At 66.8% G+C, this 22041-nt stretch carries 23 protein-coding genes and 1 tRNA gene; 8 read left to right on the top strand and 16 right to left on the bottom strand.

Annotation, left to right across the window (positions count from 1 at the left end):
* Nucleotides 1–3: 3 nt before the first annotated feature.
* The 3 genes from HJG53_RS06455 to HJG53_RS18630 form a co-directional block, all read right to left on the bottom strand.
* Entirely contained in the window at nt 4–759 is a 756-nt protein-coding gene (locus tag HJG53_RS06455; RefSeq protein WP_171128735.1) for a Crp/Fnr family transcriptional regulator, read from the bottom strand.
* A 148-nt stretch (nt 760–907) separates the two neighbouring features.
* Nucleotides 908–1627 carry a Crp/Fnr family transcriptional regulator gene (locus HJG53_RS06460; RefSeq protein WP_368039522.1) on the bottom strand — a complete coding sequence of 240 codons (720 nt, stop codon included), beginning with the start codon at nt 1625–1627 and terminating at the stop codon, nt 908–910.
* Nucleotides 1624–1878, bottom strand: a complete 255-nt coding sequence (locus HJG53_RS18630; protein WP_254447580.1) for a hypothetical protein — start codon at nt 1876–1878, stop codon at nt 1624–1626. Before HJG53_RS18630 ends, HJG53_RS06460 begins: the two co-directional genes overlap by 4 nt.
* A 91-nt stretch (nt 1879–1969) precedes the next feature.
* Between HJG53_RS18630 and HJG53_RS06465 the strand changes: the two genes are divergently transcribed.
* On the top strand, nt 1970–2248 hold the full coding sequence (locus HJG53_RS06465; RefSeq protein WP_171128739.1) for a hypothetical protein: 279 nt from the start codon (nt 1970–1972) through the stop codon (nt 2246–2248).
* 142 nt (nt 2249–2390) lie between these two features.
* On the opposite strand, the gene glk is transcribed toward HJG53_RS06465, so the two are convergent.
* Genes glk through HJG53_RS06480 form a run of 3 tightly spaced genes read right to left on the bottom strand, consistent with a single transcriptional unit; the run spans nt 2391 to nt 7826 of the window.
* On the bottom strand, nt 2391–3332 hold the full coding sequence (gene glk, locus HJG53_RS06470) for a glucokinase (RefSeq protein WP_171128741.1): 942 nt from the start codon (nt 3330–3332) through the stop codon (nt 2391–2393).
* Nucleotides 3332–6001 (bottom strand): adenylate/guanylate cyclase domain-containing protein, encoded by a 2670-nt coding sequence (locus HJG53_RS06475; protein ID WP_171128744.1) that lies wholly within the window; start codon nt 5999–6001, stop codon nt 3332–3334. Before HJG53_RS06475 ends, glk begins: the two co-directional genes overlap by 1 nt.
* A 43-nt stretch (nt 6002–6044) precedes the next feature.
* A complete protein-coding gene (locus HJG53_RS06480) occupies nt 6045–7826 on the bottom strand; it encodes an MBL fold metallo-hydrolase (RefSeq protein WP_171128746.1) in 1782 nt (593 codons plus the stop codon).
* A gap of 83 nt (nt 7827–7909) precedes the next feature.
* Between HJG53_RS06480 and moaB the strand changes: the two genes are divergently transcribed.
* Together moaB and HJG53_RS06490 are read left to right on the top strand one after the other, a co-directional pair.
* Nucleotides 7910–8446 carry a molybdenum cofactor biosynthesis protein B gene (gene moaB / locus HJG53_RS06485; protein WP_171129663.1) on the top strand — a complete coding sequence of 179 codons (537 nt, stop codon included), beginning with the start codon at nt 7910–7912 and terminating at the stop codon, nt 8444–8446.
* Nucleotides 8443–9618, top strand: coding sequence for a molybdopterin molybdotransferase MoeA (locus tag HJG53_RS06490; RefSeq protein WP_171128748.1), 1176 nt, complete (start codon nt 8443–8445; stop codon nt 9616–9618). Before moaB ends, HJG53_RS06490 begins: the two co-directional genes overlap by 4 nt.
* Here the strand turns inward: HJG53_RS06490 and moaA are convergent.
* The 4 genes from moaA to HJG53_RS06510 all read right to left on the bottom strand — a co-directional run bounded on the left by moaA (nt 9615) and on the right by HJG53_RS06510 (nt 13071).
* Nucleotides 9615–10616: a GTP 3',8-cyclase MoaA gene (moaA, locus tag HJG53_RS06495; protein WP_254447581.1), complete on the bottom strand. Its 1002-nt coding sequence runs from the start codon at nt 10614–10616 to the stop codon at nt 9615–9617. The genes HJG53_RS06490 and moaA overlap by 4 nt on opposite strands.
* 32 nt (nt 10617–10648) lie before the next feature.
* The gene (gene guaA, locus HJG53_RS06500; protein ID WP_171128750.1) at nt 10649–12208 is read right to left on the bottom strand and encodes a glutamine-hydrolyzing GMP synthase; all 1560 of its coding nucleotides are present in this window, start codon (nt 12206–12208) and stop codon (nt 10649–10651) included.
* A gap of 56 nt (nt 12209–12264) precedes the next feature.
* Nucleotides 12265–12768 carry a hypothetical protein gene (locus tag HJG53_RS06505; RefSeq protein ID WP_171128752.1) on the bottom strand — a complete coding sequence of 168 codons (504 nt, stop codon included), beginning with the start codon at nt 12766–12768 and terminating at the stop codon, nt 12265–12267.
* A gap of 72 nt (nt 12769–12840) precedes the next feature.
* On the bottom strand, nt 12841–13071 hold the full coding sequence (locus HJG53_RS06510; RefSeq protein ID WP_368039523.1) for a ribbon-helix-helix domain-containing protein: 231 nt from the start codon (nt 13069–13071) through the stop codon (nt 12841–12843).
* Nucleotides 13072–13167: 96 nt separating this feature from the next.
* Here HJG53_RS06510 and HJG53_RS06515 point away from each other — a divergent pair, with 96 nt between their 5' ends.
* Entirely contained in the window at nt 13168–13449 is a 282-nt protein-coding gene (locus HJG53_RS06515) for a hypothetical protein (protein ID WP_171128754.1), read from the top strand.
* Nucleotides 13450–13475: 26 nt separating this feature from the next.
* Here HJG53_RS06515 and mltG read toward each other — a convergent pair whose 3' ends face one another.
* From mltG to HJG53_RS06530, 3 genes are all read right to left on the bottom strand, one after another.
* Nucleotides 13476–14435 (bottom strand): endolytic transglycosylase MltG, encoded by a 960-nt coding sequence (gene mltG / locus HJG53_RS06520; RefSeq protein WP_171128756.1) that lies wholly within the window; start codon nt 14433–14435, stop codon nt 13476–13478.
* Between the two features lie 131 nt (nt 14436–14566).
* Nucleotides 14567–15826 (bottom strand): beta-ketoacyl-ACP synthase II, encoded by a 1260-nt coding sequence (gene fabF / locus HJG53_RS06525; RefSeq protein WP_171128758.1) that lies wholly within the window; start codon nt 15824–15826, stop codon nt 14567–14569.
* A gap of 93 nt (nt 15827–15919) precedes the next feature.
* On the bottom strand, nt 15920–16156 hold the full coding sequence (locus HJG53_RS06530; protein WP_171128760.1) for an acyl carrier protein: 237 nt from the start codon (nt 16154–16156) through the stop codon (nt 15920–15922).
* A 120-nt stretch (nt 16157–16276) separates the two neighbouring features.
* On the opposite strand from HJG53_RS06530, the gene HJG53_RS06535 reads away from it, so the two are divergent.
* Nucleotides 16277–16846: a 5-formyltetrahydrofolate cyclo-ligase gene (locus HJG53_RS06535; protein WP_171128763.1), complete on the top strand. Its 570-nt coding sequence runs from the start codon at nt 16277–16279 to the stop codon at nt 16844–16846.
* Complete coding sequence (locus tag HJG53_RS06540) at nt 16846–17055, top strand: DUF2842 domain-containing protein (protein ID WP_171128765.1); 210 nt, start codon at nt 16846–16848, stop codon at nt 17053–17055. Before HJG53_RS06535 ends, HJG53_RS06540 begins: the two co-directional genes overlap by 1 nt.
* Here the strand turns inward: HJG53_RS06540 and HJG53_RS06545 are convergent.
* From HJG53_RS06545 to HJG53_RS06555, 3 genes are all read right to left on the bottom strand, one after another.
* The gene (locus HJG53_RS06545; RefSeq protein WP_171128768.1) at nt 17018–17182 is read right to left on the bottom strand and encodes a hypothetical protein; all 165 of its coding nucleotides are present in this window, start codon (nt 17180–17182) and stop codon (nt 17018–17020) included. The genes HJG53_RS06540 and HJG53_RS06545 overlap by 38 nt on opposite strands.
* 303 nt (nt 17183–17485) lie before the next feature.
* Nucleotides 17486–17562 (bottom strand) — tRNA-Asp (locus HJG53_RS06550).
* Between the two features lie 49 nt (nt 17563–17611).
* Nucleotides 17612–18802, bottom strand: coding sequence for an AI-2E family transporter (locus HJG53_RS06555; protein WP_171128770.1), 1191 nt, complete (start codon nt 18800–18802; stop codon nt 17612–17614).
* 169 nt (nt 18803–18971) lie between these two features.
* Between HJG53_RS06555 and glpK the strand changes: the two genes are divergently transcribed.
* Both glpK and zwf read left to right on the top strand, forming a co-directional pair.
* Nucleotides 18972–20435 (top strand): glycerol kinase GlpK, encoded by a 1464-nt coding sequence (gene glpK, locus HJG53_RS06560; RefSeq protein WP_171128772.1) that lies wholly within the window; start codon nt 18972–18974, stop codon nt 20433–20435.
* Nucleotides 20436–20500: 65 nt separating this feature from the next.
* The gene (zwf, locus tag HJG53_RS06565) at nt 20501–21952 is read left to right on the top strand and encodes a glucose-6-phosphate dehydrogenase (RefSeq protein WP_171128775.1); all 1452 of its coding nucleotides are present in this window, start codon (nt 20501–20503) and stop codon (nt 21950–21952) included.
* Nucleotides 21953–22041: the final 89 nt, after the last annotated feature.

The following is a 22041-nucleotide window of genomic DNA, read 5'->3' on the forward strand; positions in this document are numbered from 1 at the left end:
CTCTCAGGCGGATACCGCGCCCTCGGCATGACCGTCGGGCGTGTGCAAGTGCAGATAGGTCTCGTTGAAGCCGCCGATGCGGCGAAGCGCTTCCCAATCCGGAATGCGCACGAAGCGCTTCTCGCGCGCGATCAGCCCCTGCGTTTCGAGCTGCTTGAGCACCCGGTTCACATGCACCGGCGTGAGGCCCAGAGTGTCGGCGAGCTGCTCCTGGGTCATCGGCAGCTCATAGGCGAGCTCGCCCGCCATCCCCGCTAGCTCCAGGCGGCGCGCGAACTCGCACAGCAGGTGCGCGAGCCGGGAGCGTGCATCGCGCCGACCGACATTGGCGATCCATTCCCGGAACAGCGATCCATCGATCAGGGTCTGGATCCACATCGCTCGGGCGAGTGCCGAATGCGACAGGATTAGTGCGTCGACTGCAGCGCAAGGGATGACCGCGACTTGGCAGCGTGTCAGCGCCTGGATGTTGTGATCGGCACGGCCGAGCAGCGCGCATTCGAGGTCGAGAAAATCACCCGAAATGCCGACGCCGATGATCTGGCGCGCTCCGTCGATCAGCGACTTCTGGCGATAGGCGAAGCCCGAGATCAGCAGGTGCACCTGTTGCGGACGGTCGCCCTCGCGCGAGATATAGGCTTGCGGCTCGAAGCTGGCGGGACGGTGCGGCAAAGACCGAAGCGCCTCGCGGTCGGCTTCATCGAATGCGGCACGCTTCCCGAACTTGGCGATTATCAAGTCGAAAACAGAACGGCTCATGACCCCCCGGTTGGATCGTGAGAACCGGGCTCGATTTCAGCTTGCCCGGCCCACCTGCGAATATGCTTTGCAGATCAGGTGGGTAGCTGGTGCGCTTAGGGCTCGCGTTATCATATGATTGTGACGGTGCCGGAAAGTTGCGTGCTGTTCAGGCGAGGCGCGGCTCCAGGTAGAGGTAGCCGGGGTCGAACTCCGCGGCGCGTTCCAGCCCGGCACGATCGAGGAGCGTAACGCGGCGCTCGCGAAACTCTGCTAGCCCATCTTCGCGGAGCAGCTTGAGGCTGCGGTTCACATGCACCGGCGTGATACCGACGCATTCGGACAGATCGGTCTGGGTCAGTGCAAGATCGTAGCCGTCCGCCTCGGCCATGCCAACGATTTCCAGCCGCACCTGCAACTCGCAGAACAAGTGCGCCAGCCTCGCGGCAGCATCGCGTCGCCCGAGCGACACCTCCCATTCGCGGTGGATCGCAGCATCGAGATTGGTCTGGAACCACAGCACGCGCGTCAGGTGCGGGAAACGCTCCGTAATGCGGGTGAGCTTCTCATGCGGCACGAGCCCGATCGTACAGGGCGTCAGCGTCATCAGCTCATGATCCAGCGTCTTGAGCGTGAAGGAATGCAGGTCGGCAAAGTCGCCGGCGACATGCAGTTCGGTCACCTGCCGTTCGCCGTTGCGCAGGTCCTTGTACCGGCACATCAGGCCCGAGAGCAGCAAGGTGCTTTGATGCAGCCGCTGGCCGCGGCGGATGAAGGTCACGTCCGCCCGCAGCTCCGCCGTCTCGGTCACGGCGTCGCGCAGGGCCTCCTCCTCTTCGGCGGAAATCTCGTCCCGACGGCGAAGCTTGGCCAGGAGGCGGTCGATCACCTTAGCTCCTCCGCGCCGTACAGGTCGAAGGCCTCGCCGAACGGAAACTCGGCGACGGTGCGGCCCTGATCGTCCTCCACCCGCGCACGCCCGCGCAGCTCGATCAGCCCACTGCGCGCCTCTTCGCTGACGATCGAACGGATGCTGTCCAGCGCAGCGCCGATGGCTGTGTCGGCATCTGTCAGCTCCTGCCCTTCTTCGTCGGGGACGAATCCGGTACTGTTCCAGATATGGATGAAATAGCGAGGCATTGGCGTCGAATGCTTCTGCGCCCGCAAGGTTGCAGCCGGAACGCATGCAACGCTTTCTCATTCTTGCCAGTGACAGCGAACCGAGGGTGCGATGAATAGCGACGAGGACACCGGACTTTTTTTCATCAAGCCGCCGGAGATGGTGATCGGGCGCGTCAGGCTGGCTCCTGAAGGGCCGGAGCCCTACCGCGTCGTGTTCCGACTCGGCGACCAAGTGATCGCCGAGCATCCGGTGCCGACGATCCGCGAGGGCGAGGCGCTGATCCGGCGCGAAATGCCGGGCATTCAGTTCAGCGCGATGCAGCAGCGTCCGCACCCGGAAGCGCCCAAATGGCGGCTGGAGGCCGTCCCAAGCGACACGACAGATTGAGACAATATTAACCATCGCCCGACATGATTTGGTGACAGCTTGCAGCGATAAGCTGTGTCGACGCAGCGAATTCACCCCCCGCTGCCGAACGACTCCCTGAGATAGGGCCCCGCTTTCCAACCCCTGGAGCGGGGCCCTTCTTTTATCTGCCGTGCTCGGCGGCGAAGGCGGCCGCCGCCCCGAGCAGCCCGGGCTGCGGGTGCATGATCAGCTTCACCGGCACTTGTTCCATCAGGCCGCGGAACCGGCCCTTGGCGGCGAAGCGCTCGGCAAAACCGGATTGCGGCAGGTAATCGGCCAGGCGCAGGCCAAGGCCGCCGGCGATCACGACGCCCTGCCCCCCTTGTGCGAGCGCCAGATCACCGGCGACGGATCCGAGGACGCGGCAAAACATGGCGAGCGCCGACACCGCCGAGGGCGCGGCGCCGGTCAGCGCGAGCCGCCATAGCTCGGCGGCCTGGGGCGGCTCGCGGCCGGCGGTTGCACGGAAAATCTCGCCGAGCCCGGCGCCCGACAGGATGCGCTCGACCGACACGCGCCCGAACCTCGCCGCAAGATCATCCCGCAGGCGCTGCTCCTGGGGGTCGAGTGGCGCGAACTCGATATGACCGCCTTCGGTGGCGATAACCCGATCGCCTTCCGGCCCGCGCACGAGCACGGCGACGCCGAGCCCGGTGCCCGGCCCGACCACCGTCACCACGCCGCGATCAGGCAAGGCCCGCTCGGGCCCGCACAGATGGCGCAGTTCGGCCTGCGGCACCGCATAGGCGACGGCCGCGAAGTCGTTGACGAGCGTCAAGCGGTCTACGCCGAGTTCTCCCGAGAGCCGGTCGCGATCCAGGACCCAGCCATTGTTGGTCATCCGCACGACGTCGCCGGTCACCGGACCAGCGATGGCGATGGCCGCCGCGCGGGGCAGCGGGCGCTCGAGCATGTCCCCCAGCGTCCGCCAAGCCCCGGCCAGATCGGCGAAATCGCCAGTCTTGAGCACCGTCTCCGGTCCGAGCACGATACCCCGCGGGGTCATCGTTGCCACAGCGAAGCGCGCATGGGTGCCGCCGATATCGGCTGCGATCAGCTCCATTACTTGGCGGCCAGCGACCAGACGCCGTCCCAATCGGCGGGAGGCGGCGCCTTTGCGAACTGCCGGCACCGTTCGATGTACATGGTCGAAGGACCGTCGCCGGGCGCGGCGCGGCAAGCGTCGGCGAATGCTTTTTCCGCCTGCTCCCAATGCCGCTCGCGATAGGCGGCGAGGCCCTCTCCATAGGCGCCGAGCATCTCGTCGAGCGCGCCGTTTAGCCGCTCCTGGCAATGATCGAGCGATTCATGCACCGCGACGGGGAAGTCCTTGCCCTTGACGCGGATCAGGTCGACTTCGCGAGTCAGGGCCGGGCGGGTCAGGCTCGCTCGCGTGAACTCGGAGATCAGGATGCTGGTGCCGTAGAATTTGTTTGCGCCCTCCAGCCGCGAGGCGAGGTTCACATGATCGCCGATAACGGTGTACTCCATCCGCTTCGACGAGCCGATATTGCCGACGATCACGTCGCCTGTGCTGATGCCAACGCCGACCTGCAGCGGCGGCTTGTTGCCGGCCGCGCGACGGGCGTTCAGGTCCGCGAGACAGGTCAGCATGCGATTGGCCGCGGCGAGGGCATTGTCGGCGTCGCTCGGCCCGGCGAAGGGCGCGCCGAACAAGGCCATCATCGCATCGCCGATATATTTGTCGAGAATGCCGCCGGTCTCGAGAATCACGTCGACCATCTCGGTGAAATATTCGTTCAGCATCGCCACGGTTTCGCGGGCGCCGATCGCCTCGGCGATGGTGGTGAAACCGCGCACGTCGGAGAAGAGGATTGAGACGGTCTGGTCGCGCCCGCCCAGCACATCCTCGCCGGCCTGCAGCAGCTGGTCGGCCACTTCCTTCGACATATAGCGCGCCATGGTCGAGCGGACGCGCTTTTCGGCGGTGATGTCCTCCATCACCAGCATCGAGCCGATGCGCTGCTCATTGGCGTCGATCAGCGGTGCGGCGGATAGGTTGACGGAAGCCGGCACGTCGGTGGTGCGCACGAGCTCCGCGTCCACCGCCAGCTGCGTCTCGCCGGAAAGGGCAGAGCGCTCGAGCTTTTCGACCACCCAATGGTTGGGGCCGGCGAACACCTCATCGGCCGTCTTGCCCGTCGGGCTCTTCTTCACGCCAAGCAGGTCCAGCGCCGCGGTGTTCGCGGTGACGATCCGGCCGTCCGCGTCGAGCGTGATGAAGCCGTTCGACGTGCTTTCGAGAATGCTTTCATTATAGTTCTTCATGCTCAGCACGTCGTCGAACAGCTTGGCATTCTCCAGGCTGACGGCGATCTGGGCGGAAAAGGCACGCAGCCGTGCCTCGTCCTTGTCCGAAAACCGGTCTGCCCCCTTCTTGTTCAGCACCTGGGTGACCCCGATCCGGCCGCCATGCTTGTTCATGATCGGCTGGCAGAGGATCGAGCGCGTGCGGAAGCCGGTCTTTCGGTCGACGCTCTGGTCGAAGCGCGCGTCGGCATAGGGATCGGTGATGTTCTCCGCCCGCCCGGTGGTGAACACGGCCCCGGCAATGCCGCGCGACGCTGGAATCCGGATTTCGGTGATCGAGTCACCCTCGGCAAAGATCGAATAGAGTTCGTCGGTCTTTGGATCGTGCAGGAAAAGTGTGGAGCGCTCCGCGTTCAGTAGCTCGGTCGTCTCGCGCATGATGCGGGCGATCAGCAGGTCGAGCTGCAATTCGCCGGCTAGATCGTGGCTGATCGCCAGGATGCGCTGCTCCTCGCGGAGCGAGTCCAGCATGTGCTGGAAGCCGTGGAAGATGTCGGCATATTCGTCGGTCGAGAAGACCTGCAGCTCGACATCGTCGAGCCGCCCGCTTTCGACGAGCCGCATCGAGTCGATCAGCCGCATCGCCGAGCGCGACACCTCCTGCGCGGTCAGCAGCGCCATCATCACCGAACCCAAGCCGCAGGCCAGCACGATGCCGACCATCCAGGTGTAGAAGGGCCACATCATGCCGGAGGTCGCCGTGACGCCGACCTGCGCGAACATGCGCTGCACCTTGAACACCATCGACGCGGCGAAGAAGATCAGCGGCAGGGTGGTGACGAAGATGGCGAGGTAGAGCAATTTGCTCTTGAGCCGCACCGCAATCAACCCTTCGCGGTAATCGCCCGGAAGGGTGCCGCCCAACGCGCCGCTCAGCCGCACGATCACCGGCTCCATTGCGCGACTGACCGCGAAATATTCGAAGATCGCGTGGGTGGGCGACGCGAAGAACAGCGTCATCGCGCAAAAGGCGAGGACTTGCCATGGCTCGTAACCGGCGCTCACCAGCCAGTTTGCGGAGGTGAGCACGAGATAGACGAGCAGCGTGACGAGTGGCCCGTGAAGGAACGTCACACGCAGAAAGGAAAGATAAGGCAGGTTCAGCGCGCGGACCAGGCCTTCGGCCAGCACCGGCTCGGGCGCGTCACCGCCGCGATCCAGGGCCCGTGAGGCGGTCATGACCGGCACCGCGTGGCGGTGCAGCACATAGACGTCGGCGAGATTGTAGATGGCGACCGCGGCCGGAAGCAGCAGCAGCACGACCAGCCATTGATAGCCGGTCAGCTCCAGCCCCAGCAGGACCAGGGTCAGGGTGATGACCACGGCCGCGGCGCAGCCGCCCTGATAGATCCAGATCAGCCGCCACAGCAGCGTGCGCCCGCTGTCGCCGCCCACGCCCATGCGCGTCCGCCTTCGCAGCCGGGGATTGTGGAGGTTCACCTGGCTAGGCCGCCTTCAGCTGGGGCGTACAGAGTTCGGCCTCCACGGCGGCCGCCACATCCGTGAGCAGGCGCCGCTCATCCTCCGACAGGTTGCGCGGCCGCACGTCGAGAATGCACAGCGTGCCGATCTTCTTGCCTTCGGGCGAATGCAGCACCGATCCGGCGTAAAAACGGATGCGCGGCCCCTCGGACACGAGCGGGTTGTCGCGGAAGCGTTCGTCCTGAAGCGCATCCGGGACGACCAGGATGTTCTCGTTGCTGGCGATCGCGTGGGCACAGAAGCTGGTTTCGCGCGAGCTTTCGCAGACATCGGTGCCGAAGCAGGATTTGAACCATTGCCGATCGGCATCGACCAGGCTGACGAGCGCGATCGGCACCTTGAACAAGGCGGCGGCAATGCGCGTGTGCCGGTCGAAACGCTCCTCCGCCGCCGTATCGAGGATGTTCAACCGGTGCAGCGCGGCTACCCGCTCCTGCTCGTCGTCCGGTAGCGGCGGGCGCGCCCAGTGGCATTCCGCGCGCATCAGCCAGGTGCGTACCCGCGTCCGGGCATATTCGACCGTCCAGGGCTCTTCCAGCCGATCGGCATAGCCGCGATCGGCCGCCCCGGTGCCGCCGAGCAGCACGAAGGGCAGTTCCGCCGCGCCCGCCATCGCACCCAGCCGCGCGGGCACGAAGGGCTGCATCGCCAACCCGTCCTCGACCAGCACCAGCGACGGCATCGAAGCGGCGGCGAACTCGGCCGCCTCCTCGATCGTCTGCACGACCGAATACCGCACCGGCTCCTGCGCGATCGCGCGCCCGATGCGGTCGGCGACGTCCGCGTCGGTCGCGATCAGCAGCAGCACCGCCTCGTCCTGCGAGTCGCCGATGCGCACCGCGCTACCCAGGTTGGTCTGCAGCTGACCGGCGGCCTGGATGGAGGCCGAGCCGAGCTGCAGCTCCAGTCCCTCATAGGCGGCGAAAACCTGCGGCTTGCCGGTGCCGATCTGCGCCTGCAGGCGGGCGACGATCTCGTCGATCTGCACGTCGCTGCGCATCGGGTCATGATGGGTAAGCGCAAGGCTCTCGGCGCCCGATGCGCGCCCGATCGTCACCGCATATTCGACCGTGCTGTGGCCCCAGCCCTGCTTGGCCGCATACTCGTCGGCGCAATATTGCGCGTCGTGAATGACGAGATCGACTCCGGCCATGAACTCGGCATGGGCGAGATCCTCGCCATGGATCATGCCCTCGCCCATCGCCAGCTCGCGCGAGTGTGGCTCATGGTCGCAGGAATAGACGAAGCTCGCCCCGTCGCAGTCGACCTTGAACGCCAGCGTCAAGGCCGGATGGTTGAGATAGCGCGTGCAGATCGCGAAGTCGCCGATCTGGAAACAGCCTTCGCCGAGATTGTGATAGCGCACGCTTGCCCCGAACGCGTCGGGCGAGACGGGAAAATAGGTATATTCCATCTGCCCGGCCAGCGTGTCCTTCAGCGACTCGCCAAAGCCCTGCGGCGCGTAAATGTCCCAGCTGTTCCCCGGCACGAACAAGGGCGCGAAGAACGGGATGCCCTGAATGTGATCCCAATGCGTATGGCTGATCAGGATATGGCCGCGCGCATTGCCGCCTTCGCGCAGGATCGCCTGGCCCAATTCGTGCGCGCCCGTGCCGCAATCGATGATCAGGCGCGTGCCGCTGTTCGACATCACCTCGACACACGACGTATTGCCGCCATAGCGGACAGTCGACGGCCCCGGCTTCGCCAGTGATCCGCGCGTCCCCCAGAATCTGATCTTCACGGGTACACTCCCCCTCTCCGCGCTGATTTGAAGCGAGGCGGCGCGGCTTGTCCAGCCTTTCGATTCCGCGCACAGACACGGCCATGCCCGGCATCGACGAAAGCCTGTCCTTCCACCCGCTCCGCATCGCGGTGCTGACCGTCTCCGACACACGGACGGAGGAGACGGACAGTTCAGGCCGTACACTCGTCGAACGGCTCACTGCGGCGGGCCACGAACTCGCCGGCAAGCGCATCGTCCCGGACGAGGTGGCGGCGATCCGCAGCCAGGTGCAGAGCTGGGTCGCCGACCCGGCAATAGATCTGATCCTGACCACCGGCGGCACCGGCTTTGCGCCGCGGGACGTTACACCGGAAGCGGTCAAGCCGCTGTTCCGCCGGGAGATGGATGGCTTCTCGGTCGTCTTCCATCAGGCGAGCCTCGGCACGGTCGGCGTCGCCACGCTCCAGTCACGCGCCTTTGCCGGGCAGATCGACGATACCTTCATCTTCTGCCTGCCGGGCTCCACCGGGGCCTGCCGCGACGCCTGGGACCTGGTGCTGGGACTTGAGTTGGACAGTCGCCACCGGCCCTGCTCGCTTGCGGGTCAAATCCCGCGCCTGCGCGACCGCTGCGCATGATCCGCTTCGACGAGGCCGTGCGGCTGGTCGCTGCAGCGGCACAACCGCTCGGCAGCGAGACGATCAAGCTCGATGAGGCGCATGGGCGGGTGCTTGCCGCGCCGGTGATAGCGCGGGTCTCGTCCCCCTGGGCGGATGTGTCGACAATGGACGGCTATGCGGTTCACGAGGCGGACCTCGGCGTATCGGCGCTGCGCGTGATCGGCCAATCCTTCCCCGGCAACGGCTTCGATGGGTCGATTGCGGCAGGCGAGGCCGTGCGCATCTTCACCGGCGCGCCGGTTCCTGCCGGCGCCGATCGGGTGATCATCCAGGAGAATGTGCAACGCGAGGACGATCGGCTGCGCGTATTGGAGGTCGGGTCGGGTACGAATATCCGCCGGGCCGGGTCGGACTTTGTCGAGGGCGCCGTTCTGCTGGAGCCCGGCACCGTGCTCAATCCCCGCGCCTTGGTCGCCGCCGCCGCCGCCGATGTCGCGGAAGTGACGGTGCATCGCCGCCCCCGCCTTCGCCTGATCGCCACCGGCGACGAACTGGCCGAACCGGGCAGTGCGCGCGATCGCTTTGGCGCCATCCCCGAGAGCATCTCCGTGGGCGTGGCGGCGCTCGCCAGCGAATGGGGCGCCGAGCCGATGGGCAAGACTCGCCTGTCCGACGATCTGGCAGCGATGCGCACACATGCGCAAGCGGCCTGCGGCGACGCTGATCTGGTGGTCGTGACCGGCGGCGCCTCCGTCGGCGAGCGCGACTTCGCCAAGGCGATGTTCGGCGATACGCTCGATCTGATCTTCTCCAAGGTCGCGATCAAGCCCGGCAAGCCGGTCTGGCTCGGCCGGATGGGCGCCGCGCTGGTCATGGGCCTGCCCGGTAATCCGACCTCGGCAATGGTGACCGCGCGCCTGTTGCTCGCGCCCCTGATCGCCGGGATGACGGGCCGCGATCCGGCCGAAGCCCTGCGTTGGCGCCCTCTGCCCCTCCCTCACGCGCTCGGACCTGCCGGCGACCGCGAGACCTTTTCGCGAGCGGCCCTCGAGGCTGGTGCCCTGCGCCTGCTGCCCAACCAGGATTCAGGGGCGCAGAAGACGCTGGTCACCGCAGACCTGCTCGTTCGCCGGCCTGCAGGGGACTCCGGCCTCACAGCAGGCGCACCCGTGCAGGTGTTGGACTTCTAGCCGCCGGTCACGCTCATATGCCGCGCCGTCGCCGGCGAGGCAGCAGCGATGTCGAACCGATGCCGCTCCGGCTTGCCGGAGAGCAGCCGGTCGAGCGCCTCGCTGACCGCCGCGGTGCCGCCGGCGCGCAGCAGGTCGCGCAGCTCGACCTTCTGATCATGGCCGAGGCAGCCATAGACGGTGCCCGTCGCCGCGACGCGAATGCGGTTGCAACCGGCGCAGAAATTGTTGGTGAGCGGAGTGATCAGACCCAGCCTGATCCCCGCGCCCGCCACATCCCAATAGCGCGCCGGCCCGCCGGTCCGCATGAGGCTGGGGATCAGCGCGAAGCGCTGGTCCAACGCGCGCTTCACGCCGTCGAGCGGCAGGTAGTGGTCCGTCCGGTCGCCTTCCACGTCGCCGAGCGGCATCGTTTCGATCAGCGTCAGGTCGTGCCCCTCGCCTGCGCACCATGCGAGCATGTCGGCAATCTCATCCTCGTTGAGGCCCTTCAGCGCCACCATGTTGATCTTGATGCGCAGCCCGGCCGCCTTCGCCGCCCCGATGCCGCCGAGCACCTGCGCCAGGTCGCCACGCCGAGTGATATGGCGAAAGCGCTCGGGATCGCGGCTGTCGAGGCTGACATTCACCCGCCGCACGCCAGCCTGTGCCAGCAGCGGCGCAAAACGCGCCAATTGCGTGCCGTTGGTGGTGAGGGTCAGTTCGTCCAGGCCGTCGTCGATCCGCTCGCTAAGCCGGGCGATCAGCGTCTCGATTCCCCGCCGGACGAGCGGCTCGCCGCCGGTCAGGCGGATGCGGGTGACGCCACGAGCGATGAACAGCTCACCCAGAATCGCCAGTTCCTCGAGCGTCAGGATGTCGGGCTTGGGCAGGAAAACCATCTGCTCCGCCATGCAGTAGCGGCAGCGCAGGTCGCAGCGATCGGTCACCGACAGCCGCACATAACTGATCCGCCGGCCAAAGCCGTCGATCATCGGATTGTCCGGTCCACCCGACATCCGGTCTGTCTACCCGTCGCGCAGCGCCGCGCCTATTCCCATTCGATTGTTCCAGGCGGCTTCGATGTGTAATCGTAGGTGACCCGGTTGATGCCCTGCACTTCGTTGACGATCCGCGTCGCCACGCGCGAGAGGAACTGCGGATCGAACGGGAAGATGTCGGCCGTCATGCCGTCGGTCGAGGTCACCGCACGCAGGGCGCAGACATATTCGTAGGTGCGGTAATCGCCCATGACGCCGACGGTGCGCACCGGCAGCAGCACGGCGAAGGCCTGCCAGATGGCATCGTACAGGCCGGCGTTGCGGATCTCCTCGAGGTAGATCGCATCCGCTTTGCGTAAGATGTCGCATTTATCCTTGGTGACTTCGCCCGGGATGCGGATCGCGAGCCCGGGGCCCGGGAAAGGATGCCGGCCCACGAATGCGTCCGGGAGGCCCAGCTCGCGGCCGAGTTCACGCACTTCATCCTTGAACAGCTCGCGCAAGGGCTCGACCAGCTTCATGTTCATGCGCTCGGGCAGGCCACCGACATTGTGGTGGCTCTTGATCGTCACCGACGGGCCGCCGGTGAAGCTGACGCTCTCGATCACGTCCGGATAAAGCGTGCCCTGCGCCAGGAAGTCCGCGCCGCCGATCTTTTTGGCCTCGTCTTCGAACACGTCGATGAAGGTCTTGCCGATAAACTTGCGCTTGGCCTCGGGGTCGCTGACGCCAGCAAGCCCGGACAGGAACAGCGTCTCGGCGTTCACGTGAACGAGCGGAATGTTGTAGCTGTTGCGGAACAGCGAGACGACCTGCTCCGCCTCGCCTTTGCGCATCAGGCCGTGATCGACGAAGACGCAAGTCAGCTGGTCGCCGATGGCTTCGTGGATCAGCACTGCCGCGACCGCCGAATCGACGCCCCCCGAGAGGCCGCAGATCACCTTGCCCTTGCCGACCTGCGCGCGGATGTCCGCAATCTTGGTCTGGCGATATTCCGCCATCGTCCAGTCGCCGGGACAGCCGCAGATGTGGCGGACGAAGTTGGCGAGCAATTTGTGCCCGTCGGGCGTGTGCACGACCTCCGGGTGGAACATCAGGCTGTAGAAGCGCCGCGCCTCGTCGGTCGCGACAGCATAGGGCGCGCCTTCCGACTGCGCGACGACGCTGAAGCCTTCGGGCAGCCGCTCGACACGGTCGCCATGGCTCATCCACACCTGGTGCTTTTCGCCCTCGCTCCACAGCCCGTCGAACAGGGCGGACCGGCCGCTGACTTCGATATAGGCGCGCCCGAATTCGCGGCTATCCGACGGCGCAACCATGCCGCCCAGCTGGTGCGACATGGTCTGCTGGCCATAGCAGATGCCGAGGATCGGCAGGCCGGCGTCGAAGATGTGCTGCGGCGCACGCGGGCTATCTTCCCACATTACCGAGGAGGGGCCGCCCGACAGGATGATGCCTTTCGGCTTCAGTCGGTCGAAGGCTGCCGCGGCGGCGTTGAACGGAGCGATCTCGGAGTAGACGCCCGCTTCGCGCACGCGGCGGGCGATCAGCTGGGTGACCTGGCTGCCAAAGTCGATGATCAGGATGGAATCGTGCGCATGGGTGTCCATGCGCCGAGCCTGTTAGCAGAAGGGGCGCGGCGGGAAAGCCCCGCCGCGCCTACGGGTCAACGCCGCGCGAACTCGTGCCCCAGATCGACATTGACGACGCGGCCGTCGCGCACCGCGCAGCGAAAGCCCCAGCTTTCCGGCCGCGGATCGCGCCACCCGCGGCGCGCGTCGACGACGCCGTCGACATTCCAGCCGCCGGGGATGCGTTCGACTCCGTCGATGTCGCGCACCACGGCACGATAGCCGCGGTCATAGCCCTGCTGCTCGGCCGCCTGGGCACACGCGTCGACGGCCGCATCCTCGGTCCCGGCAAAGTCCTGCGCAGGTGCGACCCGACCTGCATAGCGCCCGCCGCCTTCACTATAACCCTGTCGCGCTGCCCGCCACGCCTCGCGAGCGGAGACGGCTGCGTCCGCTGCTGCACGTTCTGCTGCCACTGCCGCCTCGCCGACCGCACGGCCGATGTCGCGCGACAGTGCCGGATCGACGAGCTGCGCCGAGGCCGCCGTGCTCCCCAGCAGAGTCGCGCTTAAAGCGGCAAACACACCAAGCTTGTTCATGCCAACCACTCCATCCCCCGCAAAAAAGATCGGACACTTATACCGGTTCCAACTGAGTGTGCGATGAATGGCTTAGTCCTTGCTTGCGAACAGCCAGACACGGATCGCGCTGGCCAGGTTCGGCGGCTCCGGGAGCGCGATCCGCTCCGCGTCGATCCGCGCGACCAGCGCCGACAGGGGCAGTTCCGCGTCGCGCGCCGCCTCCTCCAAAGCCGACCAGAAGACCGGCTCGAGGCTGATCGACGTCGGATGTCCGGCAATGGTGATCGAACGCTTGACGGGCGATGCGTAGGGCACAGTCACGGGCGGAGTGTAAGAAAGTGTTGCTGCCTCTGCCAGCGGATTGCGGCGTGTGACCAACGACCTATCTGACCCGCATCCAAAGACGGGCCAAGGTAGATGATTACAGGATTAGTGATTTCGCTGGCAGCGATCGGGCAGGTGATCGCCGTCGATGACGGCCGCGCCACCGTGCGCCCTTCCGGAGCCGTTGCGGTTGGGGACATGCTGGTCACACATCGGCTTGAGCCGGCCTCTGGCGCGCCCGGCCGGGCACCGTTTTTCCGCTGGAGCAAGGCAGCGAAGGTGCGGGTGACGGCGGTGCGCCCCGACGGCACCGCCGAGGTCGCGCTCGTGCGCGGACGGGTTGCGGCGGGCGATCGCGTCGCCGCCGCCGACTAGGGTCCGGAGCGAGCAGCCGCCCGGTTCTACATCTCTCCACGCGCGCGCCGGATGGCGTACCAGCGCGCGACGTTGGCGTTGTGCTCGGCGAGCGTGTCGGCAAAGACGTGACCGCCGTCGCCCTTTGCGACGAAATACAGCGCTTTGGTCGGCGCGGGATCGAGCACCGCCGCGATCGAGGCCTTCCCCGGATTGGCGATCGGGCCCAGCGGCAGGCCGGCCCGTGCATAGGTGTTGTAGCCGTTATCCGCGTGCAGTTCAGACTGAAGGATGCGGCGGCCGAGCGGCTTGCCCTTGGTCACCGGATAGATGACGGTCGGATCGGCCTGGAGTGGCATGCCGATGCGCAAGCGATTAGAATAGACGCCGGCGACCATGCGGCGTTCGGCCGGCACGCCGGTCTCCTTTTCGACGATCGCAGCGAGCGTTACCGCCTCTTGCGGCGTGCGCACCACCGCGCCCGGCTTCCGCTTGGCCCAGAGTTCGGCCAGCGCCTTGTCCATCGCGGCCGTCATCCGCTTCAGCACCGCGGCGCGGCGTTCGCCGCGCTGATAGCTGTAGCTGTCGGGCAGCACCGAGCCTTCCGCGGGAACCGGCGCGGAGCCGGTCAGCAGCGGCGTCGCCATCAATTTCTCATGCACCAGGATGGAAGGCATGCCCTCCGGAATGGTCACCAGCCGCTGCAGCGTCTTACCCGATTGCAGCAGCGCGACGATCTCGCGGGCGCTAGCATGCTTCGGCACTTCATATTCGCCGGCGCGGATCGTCCCCTCGCCGCCGAACAGCCGCGCGAGCAGGTAGAAGCGATCGGCCGAGGCGATGGCGCCCGCCTTCTCCAGCTCGCGGGCAGCCGAGCGCAGCGTGCCGCCTTCGGGCACGGTGACGGCGACGGCCTTTGGCGCGGGGCCCGCACCGGTCCACGACAGGAAGGTGGCCCCGCCGGCGATGAGCGCAAGGGCAACGAGGAGGAGAAGGAGGCGGCGCATCAATAGTCCTGGTGACATGGTCCTTCGAGACGCCGTTTCGACAAGCTCAACGGCTCCTCAGGATGAGCGGGATATATGGTTCCGCTCATCCTGAGGAGGGACTGAGCTCGGCGAAGGCCCGTCTCGAAGGATCAGACCGCCCGCAGCACCAGGCTGGCGTTGGTGCCGCCAAAGCCGAAGCTGTTGTTCAGCACCGCCTTGACCTTCCGCTCCTTGGCGACGTGCGGCACGAGGTCAACGCCCTCCACGCCCTCACTCGGATTGTCGAGGTTGAGCGTCGGGGGCACGATCTGGTCGCGCATCGCCAGGATGCAGAAGATCGTCTCCACCGCGCCGGCGCCGCCGAGCAGATGACCGATCATGGACTTGGTCGAGCTCATCGACAGGTTCGCGATGTCGTTGCCGAACAGACGACGGACCGCGCCCAGCTCCAGTTCGTCGCCCAAGGGCGTCGAAGTGCCGTGCGCGTTGATATAGTCGATGTCGCCAAGGCCGAGGCCGGACCGCTCCATCGCGACCTTCATCGCCCGGAACGCGCCGGCGCCCTCGGGGTGCGGCGCGGTGACGTGATAGGCGTCACCCGACATGCCATAGCCGATCAGCTCGGCGTAGATCTTGGCGCCCCGCTTCTTGGCATGCTCATATTCCTCGAGCACGACCACGCCCGCGCCTTCGCCCATGACGAAGCCGTCGCGATCCTTGTCATAGGGGCGCGAGCCGCGCTGCGGTTCGGCCTTGAAGTTGGTGGAGAGCGCGCGCGCCTGGGCGAAGCCGGCGATGCCGATCGGGCAGATCGCGCCTTCGGCGCCGCCGGCCAGCATCACGTCGGCGTCGCCGAGCTGGATCATGCGGCCCGCGTCGCCGATCGAGTGCGCGCCGGTGGAGCAGGCGGTCACCACCGCATGGTTCGGCCCCATCAGCCCGTATTTGATCGAAACCTGGCCCGAGATGAGGTTGATCAGCCGCCCGTGGACGAAGTGCGGCGAGACCCGGCGCGGCCCCTTTTCGTGCAGCACCAGCGACTCGGACTCGATGCCCGGCAGACCGCCAATGCCCGCGCCGATTGAGCAGCCGATGCGCAGCCGTTCTTCTTCGGTCGCGTCGACCAGGCCAGCATCCTCGATCGCCTGGCCGGCGGCGTCGATGCCGTAGATGATGAACGGATCGACCTGGCGCTGCACCTTGTGGTCCACGCGCTTGTTGGGGTCGAAGCCATAGGCATGGTCGGCGGGCTTGACCTCGCAGGCATAGTCGCAGGCATAGTCGGTCGCGTCGAAGCGCGTGATCGTGCCGGCGCCCGACTTGCCCGCCTTGATGTTGTTCCAGCTTGTCTCGACGTCGCCGCCCAAGGGGGTGACGAGGCCCAGACCGGTGACGACGACACGGCGCATGCTAGCTCCAGTTCTTCAAAGCGAAACGGCCCCCCTGCCCCGATCGGGCTGGAGAGCCGTCCTATTCAACATGGCGGCCGAAGCCGCCTGGGCTCAGCCCTTGTTGTTGTCGATATAGCTGATCGCGTCCTTGACGGTCGTGATCTTTTCGGCGGCGTCGTCCGGAATCTCGACCCCGAACTCTTCCTCGAAGGCCATGACGAGTTCGACGATGTCGAGGCTGTCCGCGCCCAGATCGTCGATGAAGCTGGCGTCCTCGGTGACTTTGTCGGCCTCGACGCCGAGATGTTCGACGACGATCTTCTTCACCCGGTCGGCAGTTTCGCTCATGGACAGTCCTTCGTGTTAAGCTTTGCGCAAAGCACCTAATCCCGCACCTGAACGCTGGCAAGCCCCGCGCCTGCGAGTCTTGCCTAGGCAGCGCGTCCGGCGCCCCTTAAGGCGCGCTGAATGGAGCCGGAAGAGCTGAAGCCCAGGCTGCGCGCCGAACTGCGCGCGCGCCGCGATGCCTTTGTCGCAGGGCTGGACGCGGGCGGCCGCGCGTTCGCCTTTCGCCGCGCGCCGACACCGCTCCAGGCGCTGTTCGCCTCGGCACGCGTCGTCGCCGGCTATGTCGCCGTCGGCAGCGAGGCCGACCCGACAGCCTTGCTCGAACAGGCGCACGCACAGGGTGCGACTGTCGCCCTCGCCTATGTCGAGCGGCGCAGCGTCCCGATGCGCTTCCTGGCGTGGCGGCCGGGCGATCCCCTCGTCACCGGCTATTTCGGCCTCGCCCAGCCCGACCCCAGTCATGCCACCGAAGTCGAGCCCGACCTGTTCCTCGCACCCCTGCTCGGCTTTGACCGGCGGCTGCACCGGCTGGGGCAAGGCGCCGCCTTTTACGACCGCGCCTTTGCCCGCTTCCCGGATGCGATCCGGGTCGGCATGGGCTGGAGCGTGCAGGAGTTGCCCGCAGTGCCCGACGACCCGTGGGACATGCCGCTCCACGCGGTGCTGACCGAACGCGAGTGGATCCAGTGATGGACCCGGCCAAGCGCAGCGTGATCGGCATGTTCATGGTGCTGGGGCTGATCGCGGCCTGGGCGGTGATCGTCGCCAGCTTTTCCGGCGCGATCGGCGCTCTGCCGATCCTGTTGCAGGCAGTGATCTACGTCGCCGCCGGCGTCGCCTGGATCTTTCCCGCCAAGCCGATCATGCGCTGGATCGTGACGGGCCGCTGGCGCGCCTGAGCGGCGGTTCGGGATTGATCTTCTCCCGCCCCCAGAAATTCTCGCCCCAGATGGCCGCGGCGGCATGCTGCAGCGACAGGGGATAGCTGGCGAGCGCGCGCGGCGCCCGGTCGGACTTGATGGACATGAAATATCTCCGGCGAGCCGTGCGCTCGCGTTAGGTCAGCGATGTGTCGGGGGGATGGCGGTCAGATGACGCGACAGCGACAACAGCTGGTCTGGGCACGGCCGGAGAAAGGCAGCACACGCATAACGGTCTCCTTCGCTTTAGCCTTTGGTGACGCGGGGCAATCTGGGAATCAAAATCCGCGAGTCCGGCAGGACTGAAGCTTCTCTACTCAGCTGATTGAGAAGCAGCAAAGCAGGGAAGCTTTGGCTCAGGATAGCGACACTTTAGGCGGCTCCGCTCGACCGATCTCGGCAGCGGAAATGGCGCGAGTGACGGGGCTCGAACCCGCGACCTCCGGCGTGACAGGCCGGCGCTCTAACCGACTGAGCTACACCCGCGCTTCGGTTGAGGCGCGCCGGTTAGGGGAGGCCCGGCACGCTGTCAACGCTATTCGTCCGCCTCCTCATGCTCGCCGTGCCCGGCGACCAAAGTCCCCTCTTCGAACAGGAAGCCGGCAATGTCCGGCTTGCCCGCGGCGCTCGCCACGGTCTGGATGATGATGAGCAGCGGCACCGCCAGCAGAGCACCGGGCGTGCCCCACACCCAGCCCCAGAAACTGAGCGACAACAGGATCAGCAGCGGGTTGATGGTCAGGCGCTTGCCCAGGATGGCGGGGGTCACCGCATTGGCTTCGACGACGTGCAGGGCGATCTGGATGGCGGCCGGCAGCAGCGCCAGCCACACGTCGGAAAAGGTCATCAGCCCGCCCAGCCCGAGCAGGATCGCGGCGAGGAGCGGCCCGATATAGGGAACGTAGTTCAGCAGCGCGACGATGCCGCCCCACATCAGCGGCGAAGGCATGCCGATCAGCCACAGCGCGATCGCAACGAGCAGGCCGAGCGTCACGTTGATGAGCGTGATCGTGCCCAGATACGCCGAAGTCGAATCGACGACATTCTGGATCACCCGGGCGGTGGCGAGCGCGCCGCCGAAGCTGCCGCGGCTGGTGATCGTCCGCTCCCTGAGCCGCGTCCAGCCGCACAGGAAGAAATAGATGACCAGGATCGCGAAGAAGACCTGGATCGCCGCATGCGGCGCGGACGACACATAGTCCATGATCGAGCTCGGCGCCTCGACCGCCGAGGCCTGGGCGGCGGCGACGGGGCCGCTCGCCAGCATCTGCACCGTGTCGTCGACGAACTTCTGCAGGTTGGAATAAAAGTCGATCAGCGGGGCGAGATTGGCCTGGATCTGCGGAATGCGCTCGGGAAGCGCGGTGAACCACTCCGTCGCCGGCACCACGATCGAGGCAAGCGCGGCATTGGCGATCACCAGAAAGACGAACAGGCACAGGAATGCTGCGAGGCCGGACGGCACGCGCCGCCGCTCCAGCCATTCGAGCAAGGGCACCAGCGCGATCGCGATCACCATTGCGGCGGTCACCGGCAGGAAGAACTCGGCGCCGGCGCGAAGGGCAAAGGGGAGACCCAGCAGCAGCCCGATGCTCGCCACCAGCACCAGGCCGGCGAGCAGCCGGTTGCGCTGATATTCGAGCGTCGGCTCGGGCGGGCGGCGCAGACGATCGAGCGGCACCGGCTCCGGCCGCCGTTCGATCCGCTCCGATTGTTCCGCACGCATGAGCCGGTTATGCGCACTTATTCCTCCCCTCGCTAGAGGGGAGGGGGACCAAGCGCAGCTTGGTGGAGGGGCCGAAGCGAAGCGGAGGGTTGCGTTCGTCGCTGACGCGACGCCCCTCCACCGCCTGCGGCGGTCCCCCTCCCCAGCATGCTGGGGGAGGATTACGTCTATGCCCGAAACCATTCTCGTCATCGACGAAGGCACCACCTCGACCCGCGGGATGCTGTTCGCCCTCGACGGTCGCTGCCTCGGCTCGGCGCAGCGGGAGCTGACGCAGCATTATCCGGCGCCAGGTCTTGTCGAGCACGACGCGGCAGAGATCTGGGAGCGGACGCTCGCCTGCACGCGCGAGATGATCGACAAGGCCGGCGGGGCGGAGCGGATCGCGGCGATCGGCATCACCAACCAGCGCGAGACGATCGTCTTCTGGGACAAGACGACCGGCGAACCTCTCTCGCCCGCGATCGTCTGGCAGGACCGCCGCACTGCCGAGCGCTGCGCCGCGCTCAAGGAGCAAGGCCATGAAGCGGCGGTGCAGGCCAAGACCGGACTGCTGCTCGATCCCTATTTCTCCGCATCGAAGATCGGCTGGGCACTGGAGCATTGGCCGCAACTGAAGGACGCCGGCGATCGGCTGGCCGTCGGCACTGTCGAGTCGTGGCTGGTCTGGAAGCTCACCGGCGGTCTGCACGTCACCGACGCCACCAACGCCAGCCGCACGGCATTGATGGCCATCGGCAGCGGCGGCTGGGACGACGGGCTGCTCGCGCTCTTCGGAGTGCCGCGCGCGATCCTGCCCGAGATCGTCGATTGCGCGGGGCGCTTCGGCGAGACCCGGCTGTTCGGCGCGCCGATCCCGATCTGCGGGCTGGCCGGCGACCAGCAGGCGGCGACGATCGGCCAGGCCTGCCTTTCGCCCGGCGACACCAAGGCGACCTATGGCACCGGCGCGTTCGTGCTGACCGCGACGGGCACCACATTGCCCACATCGCGGCACCGACTGCTCGCCACGGTCGCCTGGCAGCTGGGTGGGCAGCGCCACTATGCGCTGGAAGGCAGCGTGTTCGTCGCCGGCAGCCTGATCAAATGGCTGCGCGACGATCTCGGCCTGCTCGCCAGCGCCGCCGAAAGCGAGGCGGTCGCCCGGTCCGTGCCGGACAATGGCGGCGTGTATCTGGTACCCGCCCTGTCCGGCCTGGGCGCACCCTGGTGGCGGCCCGACGCGCGGGCGGCGATCACCGGTCTGAGCTTTTCGGCCGGCCGCGCGCATGTCGTCCGCGCGGCGCTGGAGGCGCAGGCCCTGCAGACGCATGATCTGAAGACCGCCTTTGCCGGCGATGGCTGCGACTGGACTCGCCTGCGGATCGATGGCGGCATGGCGGCGAACGACTGGCTCGCCCAGGACCTCGCCGACATGCTCGGCGTCACGGTCGAACGCCCCGCCTTTGTCGAGACCACCGCGATGGGCGCGGCCATGCTCGCGGGCGTCGGAGCGGGCCTGTTCGGCTCGCTCGAAGAGGCGGCGAAGATGCGGGGCGAGCTCCGCACGTTCGAACCACGGCTCGACGCTGCGGCACGGCAGCATCGCCTCGACGGCTGGGCCAAAGCCGTAGCGTCGGTGCTCGGCGGCTGAAACACGTCCGCGGTTGACCCTCCGCGCCCCTGCTCTAGGGAAGCGCGCGGAACGGGGAGACAGCAGTGGCCGGACCGCATCAGACGATCATCATCTTCGGCGCGACGGGCGACCTTGCCCATCGCATGCTCTTTCCGTCGCTCTACAATCTCTTCGTCGACCGGCTGCTGCCCGACGATGTGCTGATCATCGGCTCCGGCCGCAGCGAGATGGACGATGAGGCGTTCCGCGCCTCCATCGACCTGCAGAAGTCGCTGCCGGCAGAGCGTTATGATGCGGAGGCCGCCGCCGAGTTCCTGAAGCGCGTCCGCTATTCGGCCGTCGGCGGGAAGGAAGAGGAGTTCGCGCGTCTCCGTTCGCTGGTCGGCGACCGGATGGAGCGCGGCGTATCTATCTATCTCTCCACCCCGCCCTCGCTGTTCGCGCCGATGGTGGAAGGGCTCGGCCGCGCCGGCCTTTCGGGTCCCACGGTGCGGGTCGCGATGGAAAAGCCGATCGGCCAGGACCTCGCGTCGTCCCGGCAGGTCAATGACGCGGTGAACGGCGTGTTCGACGAAGAGCGCGTGTTTCGCGTCGATCACTATCTGGGCAAGGAGACGGTGCAGAACCTGCTCGTGCTCCGCTTCGGCAACATGCTCTTCGAGCCGCTGTGGAACGCAACCGCGATCGAGCATGTGCAGATCACGGTCGCGGAGACCGTGGGGCTCGAAGGCCGCGTCTCCTATTATGACGGCGTCGGCGCGCTGAAGGACATGGTGCAGAACCATATGCTGCAGCTGCTGGCGCTGGTCGCGATGGAGCCGCCGGCCTCGATGGCGCCGGCAGCGGTGCGCGATGAAAAGGTGAAGGTCATCCGTTCGCTCCGCCCGATGACGCCGGAGACGGTCGCGAGCTTGAGCGTGCGCGGCCAATATGGCGCCGGCGCGGTCGGCGGGCAGCCGGTGCGCGGCTATGCGGACGAGCTCGGCAAGGCGTCGGGCACCGAGACGTTCGTGGCCTTGAAGGCGCAGATCGACAATTGGCGCTGGGCGGGCGTGCCCTTCTACCTCCGCACCGGCAAGCGGATGCCGGAGCGGAGTTCGGAGATCCTGATCCAGTTCCGGGGGGTGCCGCATTCGATCTTCGGGCGGAAGGGCAAGGGGCTCGACCCCAATACGATGCTGATCCGCATCCAGCCGCAGGAGAATATCCAGCTGCAGGTGATGGCGAAGCAGCCCGGCCTCGACCGCCAGGGCATCGACCTGCGCGAAGTCGCGCTCGACGTGTCGCTGTCCACCGAAGCGGCCGGCCAGCGCCGCCGCATCGCCTATGAGCGGCTCCTCCTTGATTTGATCGAGGGCGACCCGACCTTGTTCGTGCGGCGCGACGAAGTGGAAGCGGCCTGGACGTGGATCGACTCCATACGCCAGGCCTGGGACCAGGCCGGGGTGGAGGTGAAACCCTATACCGCCGGCACCTGGGGGCCTTCCGCGGCGATCGCGCTGATCGAACGGGATGGCGCGAGCTGGCATGAATAGTCCTTCGAGACGGGTCTTCGCCAAGCTCAGCCCCTCCTCAGGATGAGCGGATTATTTTCAGGTCGCTCATCCTGAGGAGCCGTTGAGCG

The sequence above is a fragment of the Sphingomonas sp. ID1715 genome, from assembly GCF_013044515.1.
Lineage (GTDB): Bacteria > Pseudomonadota > Alphaproteobacteria > Sphingomonadales > Sphingomonadaceae > Sphingomonas_B.

Excerpts from the sequence above, each read along its gene's own strand:
- HJG53_RS06465 (WP_171128739.1), top strand. The coding sequence starts at position 1,970 with ATGAATAGCGACGAGGACACCGGACTTTTTTTCATCAAGCCGCCGGAG.
- HJG53_RS06455 (WP_171128735.1), bottom strand. The coding sequence starts at position 759 with ATGAGCCGTTCTGTTTTCGACTTGATAATCGCCAAGTTCGGGAAGCGT.
- fabF (WP_171128758.1), bottom strand. The coding sequence starts at position 15,826 with ATGCGCCGTGTCGTCGTCACCGGTCTGGGCCTCGTCACCCCCTTGGGC.
- glk (WP_171128741.1), bottom strand. The coding sequence starts at position 3,332 with ATGGAGCTGATCGCAGCCGATATCGGCGGCACCCATGCGCGCTTCGCT.
- guaA (WP_171128750.1), bottom strand. The coding sequence starts at position 12,208 with ATGGACACCCATGCGCACGATTCCATCCTGATCATCGACTTTGGCAGC.
- HJG53_RS06490 (WP_171128748.1), top strand. The coding sequence starts at position 8,443 with ATGATCCGCTTCGACGAGGCCGTGCGGCTGGTCGCTGCAGCGGCACAA.
- HJG53_RS06505 (WP_171128752.1), bottom strand. The coding sequence starts at position 12,768 with ATGAACAAGCTTGGTGTGTTTGCCGCTTTAAGCGCGACTCTGCTGGGG.
- HJG53_RS06475 (WP_171128744.1), bottom strand. The coding sequence starts at position 6,001 with ATGGGCGTGGGCGGCGACAGCGGGCGCACGCTGCTGTGGCGGCTGATC.
- HJG53_RS18630 (WP_254447580.1), bottom strand. The coding sequence starts at position 1,878 with ATGCCTCGCTATTTCATCCATATCTGGAACAGTACCGGATTCGTCCCC.
- moaB (WP_171129663.1), top strand. The coding sequence starts at position 7,910 with ATGCCCGGCATCGACGAAAGCCTGTCCTTCCACCCGCTCCGCATCGCG.
- HJG53_RS06545 (WP_171128768.1), bottom strand. The coding sequence starts at position 17,182 with ATGTCCATCAAGTCCGACCGGGCGCCGCGCGCGCTCGCCAGCTATCCC.
- mltG (WP_171128756.1), bottom strand. The coding sequence starts at position 14,435 with ATGCGCCGCCTCCTTCTCCTCCTCGTTGCCCTTGCGCTCATCGCCGGC.
- HJG53_RS06555 (WP_171128770.1), bottom strand. The coding sequence starts at position 18,802 with ATGCGTGCGGAACAATCGGAGCGGATCGAACGGCGGCCGGAGCCGGTG.
- HJG53_RS06530 (WP_171128760.1), bottom strand. The coding sequence starts at position 16,156 with ATGAGCGAAACTGCCGACCGGGTGAAGAAGATCGTCGTCGAACATCTC.
- HJG53_RS06540 (WP_171128765.1), top strand. The coding sequence starts at position 16,846 with ATGGACCCGGCCAAGCGCAGCGTGATCGGCATGTTCATGGTGCTGGGG.
- HJG53_RS06515 (WP_171128754.1), top strand. The coding sequence starts at position 13,168 with ATGATTACAGGATTAGTGATTTCGCTGGCAGCGATCGGGCAGGTGATC.
- moaA (WP_254447581.1), bottom strand. The coding sequence starts at position 10,616 with ATGTCGGGTGGACCGGACAATCCGATGATCGACGGCTTTGGCCGGCGG.
- HJG53_RS06535 (WP_171128763.1), top strand. The coding sequence starts at position 16,277 with ATGGAGCCGGAAGAGCTGAAGCCCAGGCTGCGCGCCGAACTGCGCGCG.
- glpK (WP_171128772.1), top strand. The coding sequence starts at position 18,972 with ATGCCCGAAACCATTCTCGTCATCGACGAAGGCACCACCTCGACCCGC.